The sequence below is a fragment of the Acinetobacter sp. YH12069 genome (assembly GCF_013419675.1).
GTDB classification, from domain to species: Bacteria; Pseudomonadota; Gammaproteobacteria; order Pseudomonadales; family Moraxellaceae; genus Acinetobacter; species Acinetobacter amyesii.
This window is the reverse complement of record NZ_VOZS01000005.1, coordinates 195,219-209,937: the sequence shown is the minus strand read 5'-3', so window position 1 is coordinate 209,937 and position 14,719 is coordinate 195,219. Positions and strand designations below refer to the sequence as shown.

Annotated in this window: 11 protein-coding genes and 1 pseudogene; 4 read left to right on the top strand and 8 right to left on the bottom strand. The window is 39.9% G+C overall.

Translation table 11 applies throughout. The annotated features are described in order from the left end of the window. Positions 1 to 65: 65 nt before the first annotated feature. Complete coding sequence (locus FTU16_RS04850) at positions 66 to 644, bottom strand: 1-acyl-sn-glycerol-3-phosphate acyltransferase (RefSeq protein ID WP_180162810.1); 579 nt, start codon at positions 642 to 644, stop codon at positions 66 to 68. A gap of 281 nt (positions 645 to 925) precedes the next feature. Here FTU16_RS04850 and FTU16_RS04845 point away from each other — a divergent pair, with 281 nt between their 5' ends. Then, positions 926 to 1,408 carry a copper resistance protein NlpE gene (locus FTU16_RS04845; protein ID WP_180162809.1) on the top strand — a complete coding sequence of 161 codons (483 nt, stop codon included), beginning with the start codon at positions 926 to 928 and terminating at the stop codon, positions 1,406 to 1,408. A gap of 123 nt (positions 1,409 to 1,531) precedes the next feature. Here the strand turns inward: FTU16_RS04845 and FTU16_RS16495 are convergent, their stop codons facing one another. After that, positions 1,532 to 1,657 (bottom strand): hypothetical protein, encoded by a 126-nt coding sequence (locus FTU16_RS16495; protein WP_257227091.1) that lies wholly within the window; start codon positions 1,655 to 1,657, stop codon positions 1,532 to 1,534. A 244-nt stretch (positions 1,658 to 1,901) separates the two neighbouring features. On the opposite strand from FTU16_RS16495, the gene FTU16_RS16490 reads away from it, so the two are divergent. After that, positions 1,902 to 3,770 (top strand): hypothetical protein, encoded by a 1,869-nt coding sequence (locus tag FTU16_RS16490; RefSeq protein WP_257227090.1) that lies wholly within the window; start codon positions 1,902 to 1,904, stop codon positions 3,768 to 3,770. A 38-nt stretch (positions 3,771 to 3,808) separates the two neighbouring features. On the opposite strand, the gene FTU16_RS04835 is transcribed toward FTU16_RS16490, so the two are convergent. The 5 genes from FTU16_RS04835 to FTU16_RS04815 all read right to left on the bottom strand — a co-directional run bounded on the left by FTU16_RS04835 (position 3,809) and on the right by FTU16_RS04815 (position 9,095). Next, on the bottom strand, positions 3,809 to 4,960 hold the full coding sequence (locus FTU16_RS04835; RefSeq protein ID WP_180162808.1) for a LuxR C-terminal-related transcriptional regulator: 1,152 nt from the start codon (positions 4,958 to 4,960) through the stop codon (positions 3,809 to 3,811). 260 nt (positions 4,961 to 5,220) lie between these two features. Beyond that, a complete protein-coding gene (gene groL / locus FTU16_RS04830; RefSeq protein WP_078192965.1) occupies positions 5,221 to 6,855 on the bottom strand; it encodes a chaperonin GroEL in 1,635 nt (544 codons plus the stop codon). 60 nt (positions 6,856 to 6,915) lie between these two features. Further along, entirely contained in the window at positions 6,916 to 7,206 is a 291-nt protein-coding gene (gene groES / locus FTU16_RS04825) for a co-chaperone GroES (protein WP_078189876.1), read from the bottom strand. Positions 7,207 to 7,390: 184 nt separating this feature from the next. Next, the gene (locus tag FTU16_RS04820; protein WP_180162807.1) at positions 7,391 to 8,176 is read right to left on the bottom strand and encodes a metallophosphoesterase; all 786 of its coding nucleotides are present in this window, start codon (positions 8,174 to 8,176) and stop codon (positions 7,391 to 7,393) included. Beyond that, positions 8,157 to 9,095 (bottom strand): diacylglycerol kinase family protein, encoded by a 939-nt coding sequence (locus tag FTU16_RS04815; protein WP_180162806.1) that lies wholly within the window; start codon positions 9,093 to 9,095, stop codon positions 8,157 to 8,159. Before FTU16_RS04815 ends, FTU16_RS04820 begins: the two co-directional genes overlap by 20 nt. A gap of 412 nt (positions 9,096 to 9,507) precedes the next feature. Here FTU16_RS04815 and FTU16_RS04810 point away from each other — a divergent pair, with 412 nt between their 5' ends. After that, a complete protein-coding gene (locus tag FTU16_RS04810) occupies positions 9,508 to 11,340 on the top strand; it encodes a phosphoenolpyruvate carboxykinase (GTP) (RefSeq protein ID WP_180003944.1) in 1,833 nt (610 codons plus the stop codon). An 80-nt stretch (positions 11,341 to 11,420) separates the two neighbouring features. On the opposite strand, the gene glpD is transcribed toward FTU16_RS04810, so the two are convergent. Then, entirely contained in the window at positions 11,421 to 12,938 is a 1,518-nt protein-coding gene (gene glpD, locus FTU16_RS04805; RefSeq protein ID WP_180162805.1) for a glycerol-3-phosphate dehydrogenase, read from the bottom strand. A 342-nt stretch (positions 12,939 to 13,280) separates the two neighbouring features. Here glpD and FTU16_RS04800 point away from each other — a divergent pair. Beyond that, positions 13,281 to 14,600: pseudogene (locus FTU16_RS04800) on the top strand (MFS transporter). Positions 14,601 to 14,719: the final 119 nt, after the last annotated feature.

Genomic DNA, 14,719 nt, shown 5'->3' with positions numbered 1-14,719 from the left:
CTAAATAGAAGAATCTAAACATAAAAAAGGACAGCCGATGCTGTCCTTTTTATTGGATTGTTAGATTAGTAATAGCGTGTATCGACACTGAATTTTTCAGGAAATTTGGCATGTATTTGCGCGTAAAAATCCATGATTTCAGCCATATCTTTTTCATAATCGCCTGTAGGATAAACAATTTTACCCACACCCGTTTTTTTCTGCGCATAGTCCATATAAGCTAAAGCAATCGGCACACTTGCTTGCATAGCAACATGATAAAAACCAGTTTTCCACTTCTCTTGTTTGGCGCGTGTCCCTTCAGGCGTTACCAACATGACTAATTTCGGATGATGCTTAAATAAGTCAGCCATGAGCTCAACCATACTTTGACGTGCTTCACCATCTTGTTTTGGACGACGATTAATACCAATTCCGCCCATTGCACGTACAAAAGGCCCAAACGGGAATTTCATATAACTGTCTTTAATCGTGATACGAACATTTACCCCTAAAGCTTTCAGGGCAAGGCGTGCATAAAGTGCATCCCAATTACTGGTATGTGGCGCTGCAATCATGACACATTGGTCAATATTTAAATCCCAATGGTTATCAATTTGCCACCCCATTAAGTTCAGACTTTTTTCCGCTGTTTTTTCAAACACAATTTGCACCGACAGTTTTTTCTATGCCGCAGAGTTTAACAACGCAAAATAATTATAAAAGCCTATATTGTTCAGTTATTCACCAATTAATATATAAATGTCCTTCAGCGTTCACTTTTAGGTAAATCACCAATATTTCACTATTTACGAATTTTTAAAAATCAAATGTCTGTTTTGATGTATTAACCAAACACACAATTGTTAACAGGAATAGGCTATTTTTCTTGAGCAATAAAAGCCACGCTTAGCATTATATTGGGTACGTACGGTGTATAAATCTCATGAAAAAACTAATGCTCGCTCTCTGTGTGGTCAGTGCAACCTTAACGGCATGTTCAAAAACCAGCAATGAATCTGAAACTGCGACACCCCCAGATAATAATGTCATTGCCAATACAGACGCAGCCTCAGAAAGTCCGATTGCCACAGGTGATAACACTGAAAATGCACTTGATTGGGCGGGTGAGTATAAAGGGATTCTGCCTTGCCATGATTGCAAAGGGATTGAAACTGAGCTTGAACTCAAACTCAATAAAAGCTATGAGCTTAGCCAAGAGTTTTTAGGTAAGCCTGCAAATACTGAAAATAAAGTAAAAGGCAGTTTTAAGTTTTTGCCAGATCAACCTGGAATGATTCAACTTGATGCCGAGGGCGACAATCGAATTTACTTTGTAGGTGAAAACTTTATTGAGCTTCGAGGTGATAAAGGTGAAAAACTAGAAATGCCTGAAGTAAATCTTAAACTCACCAAAAAGCTTGATTAGCGTTTTATTTAACATTTGTAGTCATATGTTAGTCATAAAAAATCCCCGCAAAAGCGGGGATTTTTTGTTTAATCCAAATGTACCAACGGGTTAATTATTTTCCGCCAAATACATAAGAAAGACCTACACGACCACCAACTTCGCTACCACCAGCAACACCGATTGCAGCGCTAAGTGAAGTACGGCCATCACCATAATAGCGAGCACACCTGCAAAAATTGGACGTTCAATAAAAAATTTTGACAGCATAGAACAAGATCACTTTCTGGTGGCGATTGGGCTTAAACACGCAATATTTTTCTTCAAATTAACATAGGCGAGTGGATCTTCCGTGACTGAAAACCAAAAAATTATACTTTTTCACAAAAATATTGTTTTTTCTTCATTTTTTCTCACAGATTTTTGTGTTTACCCTCCCAATTTTGGGATAGCTCCTAAACTCATCTAATTTCTATACTGCAGATATGACAATTTGAATAACAAGGAATTCGTGATGAAAAAAACTTTATTATGCTTAACTTTAGCAGGCTTACTGAGTGCATGTGGCGGTTCAGACAATGATTCTGGTAGTTCTGCTCCCCCACCTTCAAGCTCCCTAAAAACTGGGATACTGACCGATGGACCTGTGAGTGGCGCAACGTATACAATTAATGGCGTTTCTAAACGTACAAATGCTCAAGGGGAGTTTGAATATCAAGAAGGTGATGAAATCACTTTCCATATCGGAAATATTGAAATTGGCACAGTAACTGGTGCTGATCGTATTACCCCTGTGGAGTTAGCCGATGATGTAACAACACGAACAAATTTACTTATTTTTTTACAATCTTTAGATTCTGAGGGTGATCATGACGATGGTATTCAAATCCCTGACTCAGTGAGTCAACTCCCTGCAAACTCAATTGACTTCTCTAAACCAACAACAGAATTTATTACAAGCTTTCAACCTGTTCTACAAACAATAGAAGTTTTTAAAGATAAAGTCGTAGTTAGCGCAACAGAAGCACAAGCTAACTTTAACAAAACACTCCTCAAAGATATCGTTGGGGTTTGGTACGCAAAAAATGCTGAATCAGAAATCGTACTTCAAGTAACCTCAGACGGGAAATACCTGATTGGCGAACCTATTGTTAGCTCACCATCTGATAGTGCGAATGGCATGGAGTACGGTGAGTTATCGGTGAATGCTGTTGCTGGAGATTTATGGGCGCAATCTTCAATTGATACAAATGAAGATTGGGGCTTAACTGATTCTGGAAAAACACGTGATATGAAAATATCATTTGATGGTACACAGTTAAAAATTTCTGAAGCTCAAAACCCTAATGAAAGTGCAACATTTACTAAAGTCCCTCAAAACAATTCGAGCATTGCAGGTGCTTGGAACTCAAGTTCAGGCAAGCAACTATTTGTTTTCAATCCGGATAATAATACCTATATCATGGTTGATGCTGTTGGGGACGATCAAGTGGAAGTTGGAGAAACGCCTTGTGGTGGACCAGGTATCGAATATGGTAAATATCGTGTTCAAGATGGAAAGTTATTCGTAGATAATATCCTGATCGATACAAATGGCTGTGCAGGCTTATCTGACAATAGTGCAAGCTCAAGCTCAGGTCTACCAGTCACGGTTAATACGACATCACTTACACTCCACGAACCAAATGAAGGTACATTTATACTCACAAGACCCAATACAGAAGGTACTACCACAAGTAGCGCAAGCCAATTCTATAAAGATATTGCTGGAACTTGGGAAATTGGACGTACCAATGCATCTGCTGTTTTATTACATATTTTACCCGATGGACGTTATGCTCTGGGTGAAGCAGATGTAGCTGATGAAACAGGGAAGCCTGGTATTGAAATCGGACAATTAAATTGGAATGCTTTAACCTCAGCGCTGAACCCTGTAATTTCCATAGATACAAACGGTGACTACGGGCTTTCACATCCTGACAATGATGGTCACCACCGCCTAAGTTATAATGGCACAGATCTAGTGCTGACTGATGTAGGAAGTAATAGCACCTATATTTTAACTAAAGTAAAACAATCATCAGGTCTAGTTGGCACTTGGCAATTTAATCAAACTCACTTGTTTGCTTTCTTTGACACAGGATTCTATTTCTTGTTAGACACCGAAGGTGATTGCGATAACCCAGGAATTGAATATGGTAAATATTCAATAACATCCAATACACTTGCCGTAACAGAAGTGTTATATGACACCAACGGTTGCGGTGGATTACATGACACTTCGGATAGCGCTAAAGTTAATGCAACTTATAGCATCTCCGGAACAAGTCTAACCTTGCATCCACAAGGCGAAGACACTATTACCCTACAACGTAGTAACTAAACATATTTTAAAGCTGCCTAAGCAAAATTTAGGCAGCTTTAACCAATATGCTCAAAATGAATGGTACAGCTCATTAATAAATGCATGAGTTCAATTTGCGAGTTGCATTGGGTTTTTTCATAAATATTTTTAAAATAAGTGCGCACGGAACTGAGGGTAATCCCGCAATGTTCCGCAATTTCTTCTAACTTATAACCATTCAACAACAACTCACACAGCTCAAACTCGCGTTTAGACAATTGATAAGCTTGCTGCAAATAGGCTTGTGACAAGGCATAGTGCTGATGCATATCGGTCAGAAATACCGCAATTTGATGTTGTCTTGCATTTTGATGCTGCATATTTTTTAATTTAGAACAAGGTACGATAGTCAGCATTAATTGTTGTCCTTTCGCATCTGACAAAGACAATACACCGCCTACATCTGCGTTTAATGCCGACTGTCCCAACAACGCTGAATGTAATAATTGATCTAAACGACTTTGATCATAAGCATGGGTTTTTAAACGATTATACAAGTCCAAATCTAAACATGAATCGTGTTCCAGCATGCTTTGAGCTAAAGGGTTTGAATAAATCAAACTCAGCTGATGATCAAGCAAAATTACACCTGTTTTTAAATGATCGAGCACACTATACAAACTTAAATTTTCTTGTTTAACCAAACTAAATTGACGATGGATTTGTAAGGTACGGCGCAAATGCACACCCAAATGCTTTAAAAAATCCAACTCTTTTTGTTGATACGGCGCTACATCTGGCGCACGATGTAATCCTAAAACTGCCCAACGATGTGAACCCTGATCGAGCAAAACAGCCGAGATATAACTAATTCCCGTCGGATTCAAACACCGTTCATAAAAGATATATTCATCACTTTCAGGGTTTTCCCCATAATGCGATAAATCCGAGCTCGCTACTTGCCCCACACCTAAATTTTCCCACAATACTCGGTGTAACTGCATGTCAATCACGCGAATCCGCTCATCACGATAGGCATGCAAAGCTTCATCTGGAATATTGTGACTAAATAAAAAATCGTAACTTGGGCTAAATTGATCTAAGGCAGTAAAAATGGCGGTTTTACTGTCTGTATATTGAACAATTTTTTCAATTACTTGCGGCCATAAATTCACATCTACAGCGGCATCATAAATACTGCCTATAATTTCGTGTTCTCGGTTATCCATTTTTATCCCCTTTATGCCTACTCCAATCTGCATTACATTTATTTAATCATTTGTTTTTCTTATTGTTCTAAAAAGAATAATGAGTTTTATTCACAAAAAAAAGGAGTTTAGATACATATTACACATTTAATGTGTAAATAAAAAATAGCTAGGTGATTTTGTCTTTTCATGTGTGCAATCTCTACATTACAAAAACTACGCCATAAAAAAAACCCCGTATCTGACGATACGAGGTTTTTGAAGTTTGGGTACGCTGAGGTTTACATCATACCGCCCATACCACCCATGCCACCCATATCTGGCATTGCTGGCTTGTCTTCTGGAATTTCAGTAATCATACATTCAGTTGTAAGCATAAGACCTGCAACAGATGCAGCATGCTCAAGCGCAGAACGTGTTACTTTAGCTGGGTCAAGAATACCCATTTCTAACATATCGCCATACTCTGAAGTCGCAGCGTTATAACCGAAGTTACCTTCACCGTTTTTCACAGCATTGATTACAACTGATGGCTCATCACCAGAGTTTGCAACGATTTGACGAAGCGGTGCTTCAATTGCACGACGTAAAATGTTGATACCAACATTTTGGTCATCATTAGCACCAGACACACCTTCAAGTGCTTTTGCAGCACGTACAAGTGCAACACCACCACCTGCTACAACACCTTCTTCAACTGCAGCACGAGTTGCATGAAGTGCATCGTCAACGCGATCTTTCTTCTCTTTCATTTCAACTTCAGTTGCAGCGCCGATTTTGATTACAGCAACACCGCCTGCCAATTTAGCAACGCGTTCTTGAAGTTTTTCTTTGTCGTATTCTGAAGTTGATTCTTCAATTTGAGCACGAATTTGAGTTACACGTTCAGCAATTTGCTCTGCAACACCTGCACCATCAACAATTACTGTGTTTTCTTTAGAAACAGTAACTTTATGCGCTGTACCTAAGTGCTCAAGTGTAGTTTGGTCTAAAGACATACCAACCTCTTCAGAAACTACAGTCGCGCCAGTTAAAATCGCGATGTCTTGAAGCATCGCTTTACGACGATCACCAAAACCAGGTGCTTTAACAGCACAAACTTTGATAATGCCACGCATGTTGTTTACAACAAGAGTTGCAAGTGCTTCACCTTCAACATCTTCAGCAATGATAAGAAGCGGTTTACCTGTTTTAGCAACAGCTTCAAGTACAGCAATTAATTCGCGGATGTTGCTGATTTTTTTATCAACAAGAAGAATGTATGGGTTTTCAAGTTCAGCTGTTAGTGTATCTTGTTTGTTTGCAAAGTACGGGCTGATGTAACCACGGTCAAACTGCATACCCTCTACAACATCTAGAGAATCTTCAAAGCCTGAACCCTCTTCAACTGTAATTACACCCTCTTTACCGACTTTTTCCATTGCTTGAGCAATAAGTTTACCAACAGTGGTGTCAGAGTTCGCAGAGATCGAACCTACTTGTTCAATGGCTTTAGAGTCAGAAGCAGGTTTAGCAGTCGCTTTAATTTCAGCAACAACAGCTTTAACCGCGATGTCGATACCGCGTTTAAGATCCATTGGGTTCATACCAGCAGTAACTGATTTGATCCCTTCATTTAGGATTGCTTGAGCAAGTACAGTTGCAGTTGTTGTACCGTCACCCGCGATGTCATTGGTTTTTGAAGACACTTCACGAACCAGCTGAGCGCCCATGTTTTCAAACTTGTCTTTTAACGTGATTTCTTTAGCAACAGAAACACCATCTTTAGTGATGTGCGGCGCACCGAAAGAACGGTCGATGACAACGTTACGGCCTTTAGGACCTAAAGTTACTTTTACAGCATCTGCAAGTACGTTTACGCCCGCGATCATTTTTGAACGCGCTGAATCACCAAATTTTACGTCTTTAGCTGACATGGTTTACTCCAAAATTTTTAATATATTTTTCAAATCGAATTCGGTTCGAAAGTTCTGAGATTAGCCTTCAAGTACAGCTAAAATGTCAGACTCTTTCATTACAAGAAGCTCTTCGCCGTCAACTTTTACTTTAGTACCTGCATAAGCACCGAAAAGCACGTTGTCACCAACTTTAACGTCTAACGCACGAACACCGTTGTCAGTTACTTTGCCGTTACCTACAGCAATGATTTCACCTTGAGCTGGTTGTTCAGCAGCAGAAGTACTCAAGATTAAACCGCCAGCAGTTTTAGTTTCTTTCTCAACACGGCGGATAACGACGTTGTCATGTAAAGGACGAATCTTGCTCATTTCTAACTCCATAGACATTTAAAATGTCATTGATAACGATGTGAAGATGACTTCTTATTTCCTAGGTCATCGACAAAATTTTGATATGACACTTTTGTGGGGATGGAATAAAACGCTTCAAGGGCAAATTCTAAATTTTTTCATCTTTTTGTATTTTTTTTCTTCAAAATTTAAATTTAAATGGTTAAAGCTCATCTAAAACATGAGTGCTGAGATTTTCTTCAAAAATTTTTAACTTTGAATGATAAAAATAATGTCGCACATTCATCTGCTCATCAATGACATTAAAACTGTTGGCAAGGTTCTCATGTAGGCGATATGACGTCGCTGTGCCTGCATGAATATCCCAAACGGGATGATCAACACCTAAAGCATAAATTTGATTGAGGTCATAGCTGGCTGGAACATGTAAATGTCCATGCAATAAACCATTCAAACCGTGTTGACTCCACTGTTCGAGCGCCAAACGCCCTTGAACAGGACAATCCTTCACACCATGCGGGTCATTGGGCGGTGTATAAAAAGGTTGATGCGCTATGATTAATTTCACTTTATTGGGAGGCGCATGTTTAAGTAAGTCGTCGACATGATGAATTTGCTCGAGCGACACATGCCCTCGCGTATGGTAACGACGACGAATACTATTGATCCCAATTAAATAAAAATGCTCAGTTTCCAGTACATTTTCCATAGCACCAAAAAAAAGTTGATAACGTGCAAAAGGACTAAAAACACGGTTCCATAAATGATACAGCGGAATATCATGATTCCCCGGCACAACGATATAAGGTAGCTTTAAGCTTTCTAAAAATTGCTTACATGCATAAAACTGACGATAGCGCGCACGTTGGGTCAAGTCTCCACTGGCAACCACGGCTTCGATGCGCTGTTCATGACAAAATTGCTGAATCGCGCGCATACACTCTGGCTTTTCAGTGCCAAAATGCAGATCAGACAGATGCAGTATCATGTGGCACCCGTATCTTTAAGGCTTGTTTTTGCACTCGAATTTTAAGCGGCGGTTTCATTTCTACAATCTCACCATCCACAGCAACGGTCATTTTTTTTCGTTGGGTATGAATCGTGACTTCATCAGCGGCAAAACTATACACATCTGGCGCATTGTCGATATTGCCACGGATCAACTGCCATAAAATTTTAAATAAAGTTTTCTTATCACTTTTTGCGACCACCACACCTGCAACTTTACCTGCTTCTGCATCTTTAGCAATTTGCAAATTTAAATCGGCCAATTGCAATTGGTTATTACCAAAAAAGATCAAAGGCGTTTTGACTGGATAAATATGATGATCAACTTCGATTTCCAATTTTAACTCTTTGCGATCTCGAATCAGCACATCCAAACCCGAGGTATAAGCATGTAATGGAAAACGACCAAACTTTTGATTATAAAACTCTCTTTTTTGTATAAATAAAGGGTATAAGCCCAAACTGGCATTATTTAAATAGATATGTTCGTTGATTTGCGCCACATGCACCTGTCGATTAGTGCCTGTCGCAATCACTTGTGCCGCTTGAATTAAATCGAGAGGAATATTGAGTACGCGCGCCACATAATTAAATGTGCCCAAAGGTAAGATCCCCATTGGAATATCGGTATACATCAAACGGTGAGCAACTGCATTTAAGGTTCCGTCACCGCCTGCCGCAACGACAACGCCCAAATTATCGGGGTCTTGATGGCGTGCAAACACCTTGCTCATTAAAGTATCAAAACTGGCTTCCTGCCCAAGCTCAAATGACTGTATTTCGAAATCATGATCGGATAATATCCGCACAAGTTCCTCATAGACTTCATCTTTGTTTGCAGCATGAAATCCTGATTTTTTATTATAAATAATAGATAAAGGCTTGGCTTGTTTAATCACTTTTTATACATCTTGGCCGCTTAGTTTTGTATTTTGTCGAATTTAACAGCAAATAATAGCGCCTTTATGTAAAAATCGAATTACCACCATTTATTTAATCAATAATAATTCTCAAATATCAAATATATGCAACTTTTTGTTTTTATTAAAAATAAATATATAAAATATTGTCCATCACATTAATAAATAAAGTTAAAATTCGCCATAAAATCTATTAAGTTATTGTATTTTATTTATATTTAATTTAAATAGCATTAACTACCAAAAAAAATCTACCACTTCTTTAGTCTTATTTTTTTTATGATTTTATGCTTTAATACAGCCACTTTTTTTCATCTTTTATCTGCATGATGTAACCCATGATGCAGATTATACTTTGTACGGTTAGTACATTTTTGAGATAGGCCTCACCATGACCCAAGTGAACGCACCAGAATTCGTTCGTCACCCTAAGCTAATTGCTTGGGTGGAAGAAATTGCCAAATTAACCAAACCAGCAAAAATCGAATGGTGTGACGGTAGCGCAGAAGAATATCAACGTTATATCGACTTGATGATCGCTAACGGCACTATGCAAGAACTTAACCAAGAAAAACATCCTGGTTCTTACCTTGCTAATTCTGATCCTTCTGACGTTGCTCGTGTTGAAGGTCGTACTTACATCTGTTCTGAAAAACAAGAAGATGCAGGCGCAACAAACAACTGGGAAGCTCCAGCTGAAATGCGTGCTCGTCTGAATGGTTTATTTGACGGTTCAATGAAAGGCCGTACTTTGTACGTTGTTCCTTTCTCTATGGGTCCTTTAGGTTCTCATATTGCTCACATCGGTATCGAACTTACTGATTCTCCTTACGTTGCTGTAAGCATGTCTAAAATGGCTCGTATGGGTAAAGCTGTTTATGACGTACTTGGTACTGACGGTGACTTCATTCCTTGCGTACACACTGTTGGTGCTCCGCTTGAAGAAGGTCAAAAAGACGTTGCTTGGCCTTGCAACCCTGAAAAATACATCGTTCATTACCCAGAAACTCGTGAAATCTGGTCTTACGGTTCTGGTTACGGCGGTAACGCATTGTTGGGTAAAAAATGCCTAGCTTTACGTATTGCATCTTCTATGGGTCGTCAACAAGGTTGGTTAGCTGAACACATGCTCATCCTTGGCGTGACAAACCCACAAGGCGAAAAACACTACATCGCAGCTGCATTCCCTTCTGCGTGTGGTAAAACAAACTTCGCGATGTTGATTCCACCAGCGGGTTACGAAGGTTGGAAAATTGAAACTGTAGGTGATGATATTGCTTGGATCAAACCAGGTGAAGATGGTCGTTTATATGCAATCAACCCTGAAGCTGGTTTCTTCGGTGTAGCACCTGGTACAAATACCAAGACTAACCCGAACTGTATGGCGACTCTTCATAAAGACGTAATCTATACTAACGTTGCTGTAACTGACAACGGTGAAGTATGGTGGGAAGGTCTTTCTAAAGAAGTACCTGCTAATCTAACTAACTGGAAAGGTCAACCACACACCGGCGAAGAAAAAGCAGCTCATCCAAATGCTCGTTTCACTGTTTCAGCTGGTCAGTGTCCTTCTATTGATGCTGACTGGGAAAATCCAGCAGGTGTTCCAATTTCTGCGTTCATCTTCGGTGGTCGTCGTGCAGACACAGTGCCTCTAATTTCAGAAGCATTTGACTGGGTTGACGGTGTTTACAAAGCTGCAACTATGGGCTCTGAAACAACTGCTGCTGCTGTTGGTCAACAAGGTATCGTTCGTCGTGACCCATTCGCAATGCTTCCATTTGCGGGTTACAACATGGCTGACTACTTCTCTCACTGGTTAGAACTTGGTGAAGAAGTTGCTGCTAAAGCTAAAGCTGCTGGCAATAAACTTCCTGGTATCTACAACGTGAACTGGTTCCGTCGTGATGCTGAAGGTAACTTTGTATGGCCTGGTTTCGGTCAAAACATGCGTGTTCTTGAGTGGATCATTGACCGTTGTGAAGGTCGTGCAGACGCTGTTGAAACACCTATCGGCCTTGTTCCAACATACGAACAATTGAACTGGACTGGTTCAGACTTCACTAAAGAGCAATTCGAGCTTGTAACTTCTCAAGATAAAGATCAATGGATCAAAGAACTTGAAAGCCACACTGAATTGTTCAACAAACTTGGTGATCGCTTACCAAAAGCACTTAAAGTACGTCAAGACGAACTTTTAGAAGCTGTAAAAAAATCTGCTTAATTGGCCTTTAATTTCCCTCCTTTAAAAGAGGGATTAAGAAAGATTTAAAAGACCGCCTTGCGCGGTCTTTTTTATATCAACTAAGCCACATCTTGAGCTTTTTGCTTTATACGTATTGCCATTAAGTACTCGTCCAAAACATCAACTTCAGATGCACTGAATTGCAAATATAACTTTGTGCGTCTTTGCAAAATATCTTCAGAGCTTCTCGCCCACTCATGCTCAACCAAATAATCTACTTCTTGAGCATACAAGCCATGCCCGAAGTTTTGCCCAAGCTCATCAATCGAAGTTAAATGATTCAGCAAAATCCAGACACGTGTTCCATAAGCATGCGCCCAACGACTGGCTAGACTGATCGAAACCCCTCGCACTTTTTGTTGGATTTCAGCTATCAACTGCTCGATTGATTCTAAATTTTCCGCACCAGGCAATGCTGTATCAGCAGTCCAAGGTTTGGATCGATGATGAAAAACAGTTTTAAGCTGATCTAATGCCGCTTCTGCTAGTTTTCGGTAAGTGGTAAGTTTGCCACCAAAGATTGAAAGTAATGCAGCCCCTTCTACATCGGTCAGTGCCAAAGTATAATCTCGCGTGACTGCGGCTGGATTATCTGACTCATCATCACACAGCGGACGCACACCTGAATAAGTTGAAATGATGTCCGTTTGCGTCAATTGAGTTTTAAAGTGATCATTTGACACATCAAGCAAATAATCAATTTCTTCTTGGCTTATCTTTACTCGATTTGGGTCTGCGTGATATTCACGATCTGTCGTGCCGATCAGGGTATATTGTTCTAAATAAGGGATCGCAAAGACAATACGATGATCATCATTTTGCATAATAAAAGCTTTATCACCGTCAAAGAGCTTTGGAACAATGATATGGCTACCTTGTATCAGCCGTATACTATAAGGTGACTCTTGCTTTAACCCCTGTTTTATAAAGTCAGCAACCCAAGGACCTGCCGCATTCACCAATACTTTAGCCTGCACATTTTGCAAACCCTTAGCATTTTTTAAACACACTCGCCAAATGCCACCTTTACTATATGCATTTAAACATTCTGTTCGAGTCAGAATCTGTGCACCATGTTCCCGTGCTTGTATCGCATTAAGTACAACCAAGCGTGCGTCATCCACTGCACAATCGGAATATTCAAACCCTCGGGTAAATCTAGGTGCTAAAGGACTAGCTTCCACATCAAATTCAATTCCATTTGAACCTGCAAGCTGTTCACGTTTACCCAAATAATCATAAAAGAATAATCCAGTACGAATCAGCCAAGCCGGACGTAAGTGCGGTTCATGTGGCATGATAAAACGCATCGGTCGAATAATATGAGGGGCTTTTTTAAGGAGAACTTCGCGTTCTGCGAGTGCTTCACGTACTAAACGAAATTCTTTATGCTCTAAATAGCGAAGACCACCATGAATTAACTTGCTACTTGCAGATGAAGTATGGCTCGCGAGATCGTCTTTTTCGCAGAGCAAAACACTTAACCCCCGCCCCGCTGCATCACAAGCAATACCAACACCATTGATTCCACCACCAATGACCACCATGTCATATATTGATTGTTGTTGTGTATTCATCGCTCCCTCCCACTATGTCTTTTTTATTCAACAATGCATCGTTTTCTTTGCTTTATTATTTTTCTCATTGATCATGATTTTTTGATCAAGATACCTATTTTGGTCACGATATCCTTACGCTGAGTTCTTGTATTCCTCATTAAATGAGAAGTTATATTTTAAATGTACGTTTAAAAGCCTGCTGGCTCAAGTATGAAATCAATCATTTTAAGGCCCAAACCATTATTCAAAGCAAAATTCACGACAAGTTGTTGATTTGTACACTTTTTAAACAAAACCTCTTTTTTAGTTTACATTTCATGCTTTTCGATACGCATAAGATATTTTCACACAATAAAAAAGATGGATTTTAAAATGACGGAAGAAATTGTTACTCAATCAAATTTAGATACAAAGACCCGAGTGAAATCCATTCTCGGAGGTTCAGCAGGTAATCTTGTTGAATAGTACGATTGGTATGTCTATGCGGCATTCACCCTCTATTTCGCCCATGCTTTTTTCCCTCAAGGTAGCCAGACTGCACAACTTCTCCAAGCCGCGGGCATCTTTGCAGTGGGCTTCCTCATGCGGCCCATTGGTGCATGGATTATGGGGATCTATTCAGACAAAAAAGGTCGAAAGTCAGGTTTAACCCTCTCCGTCACACTCATGTGTATCGGCTCATTGATGATTGCAATTTCTCCAACGCATGACCAAATTGGTATTTTGGCGCCGATTATTCTTGTGGTAGCTCGACTGATTCAAGGCTTAAGTGTCGGCGGTGAATATGGCGCTAGTGCGACCTACCTCAGTGAAATGGCTGACCGCGACCGTCGTGGTTTTTTTTCAAGCTTTCAATATGTGACACTGATTGCAGGTCAGTTGACTGCACTGTGCGTACTACTTATTTTGCAATGGTTGCTGACAGAAGAACAATTGCATGATTGGGGCTGGCGTATTCCGTTCTTTATTGGTGCGTGCTTAGCGGTAGTGGTTTTCCGTATTCGACGTGGCCTGCAAGAAACCCAGTCCTTCAAAAATGCACAAGAGCAAAAGGACCAGCCTAAATCAGGCTTATTTTCTCTATTTAAGCATTATCCGAAAGAAGCATTCACGGTGTTATTTTTAACAGCTGGGGGTACATTGGCTTTTTATACCTACACCACCTATTTGCAAAAATATCTGGTCAATACCTCTGGCTTTAGTAAACCTGAGGCCACACAAATCACCACCTTAGCGCTGTTTATTTTTATGTGCCTACAACCACTAGCAGGTGGTTTATCCGATAAAATTGGTCGTAAGCCTCTAATGATCGCCTTCGGTATCTTAGGGGTGCTGTTCACCTATGTTCTATTCAGCGCCTTAGGACAAACTCAAGATTATTGGACTGCATTTTGGCTCTGTCTCGCAGGTCTAGTGATTGTCACGGGATACACCTCGATCAATGCGGTTGTAAAGGCAGAAATGTTCCCTGCACATATTCGCGCATTGGGTGTTGCGCTGCCTTATGCACTTGCAAATACCATCTTTGGTGGTACGGCAGAATTCTTTGCGCTAAGTTTTAAAGAAGCTGCTCACGAGTCTTGGTTCTTCATCTATGTGACCATCATGATTTTTATTTCGTTATTGGTCTACGTCTTTATGAAAGACACCAAACACCATTCCAAAATTCAAGAGCATTAATTCTACCCAATTAAGCCTCGGAGTTATTAATCATACTGATTAATAACAGAATATATTTCAAAGCAAAGCCTCAATTGATGAGGCTTTGCTGTTTTCATTTAGTCGTGAAAAATCTATCT

Coding starts and splice junctions, on each gene's coding strand:
- FTU16_RS04845 (WP_180162809.1), top strand. CDS start 926: ATGAAAAAACTAATGCTCGCTCTCTGTGTGGTCAGTGCAACCTTAACG.
- FTU16_RS16495 (WP_257227091.1), bottom strand. CDS start 1,657: ATGCTGTCAAAATTTTTTATTGAACGTCCAATTTTTGCAGGTGTGCTC.
- FTU16_RS16490 (WP_257227090.1), top strand. CDS start 1,902: ATGAAAAAAACTTTATTATGCTTAACTTTAGCAGGCTTACTGAGTGCA.
- FTU16_RS04835 (WP_180162808.1), bottom strand. CDS start 4,960: ATGGATAACCGAGAACACGAAATTATAGGCAGTATTTATGATGCCGCT.
- groL (WP_078192965.1), bottom strand. CDS start 6,855: ATGTCAGCTAAAGACGTAAAATTTGGTGATTCAGCGCGTTCAAAAATG.
- groES (WP_078189876.1), bottom strand. CDS start 7,206: ATGAGCAAGATTCGTCCTTTACATGACAACGTCGTTATCCGCCGTGTT.
- FTU16_RS04820 (WP_180162807.1), bottom strand. CDS start 8,176: ATGATACTGCATCTGTCTGATCTGCATTTTGGCACTGAAAAGCCAGAG.
- FTU16_RS04810 (WP_180003944.1), top strand. CDS start 9,508: ATGACCCAAGTGAACGCACCAGAATTCGTTCGTCACCCTAAGCTAATT.
- glpD (WP_180162805.1), bottom strand. CDS start 12,938: ATGAATACACAACAACAATCAATATATGACATGGTGGTCATTGGTGGT.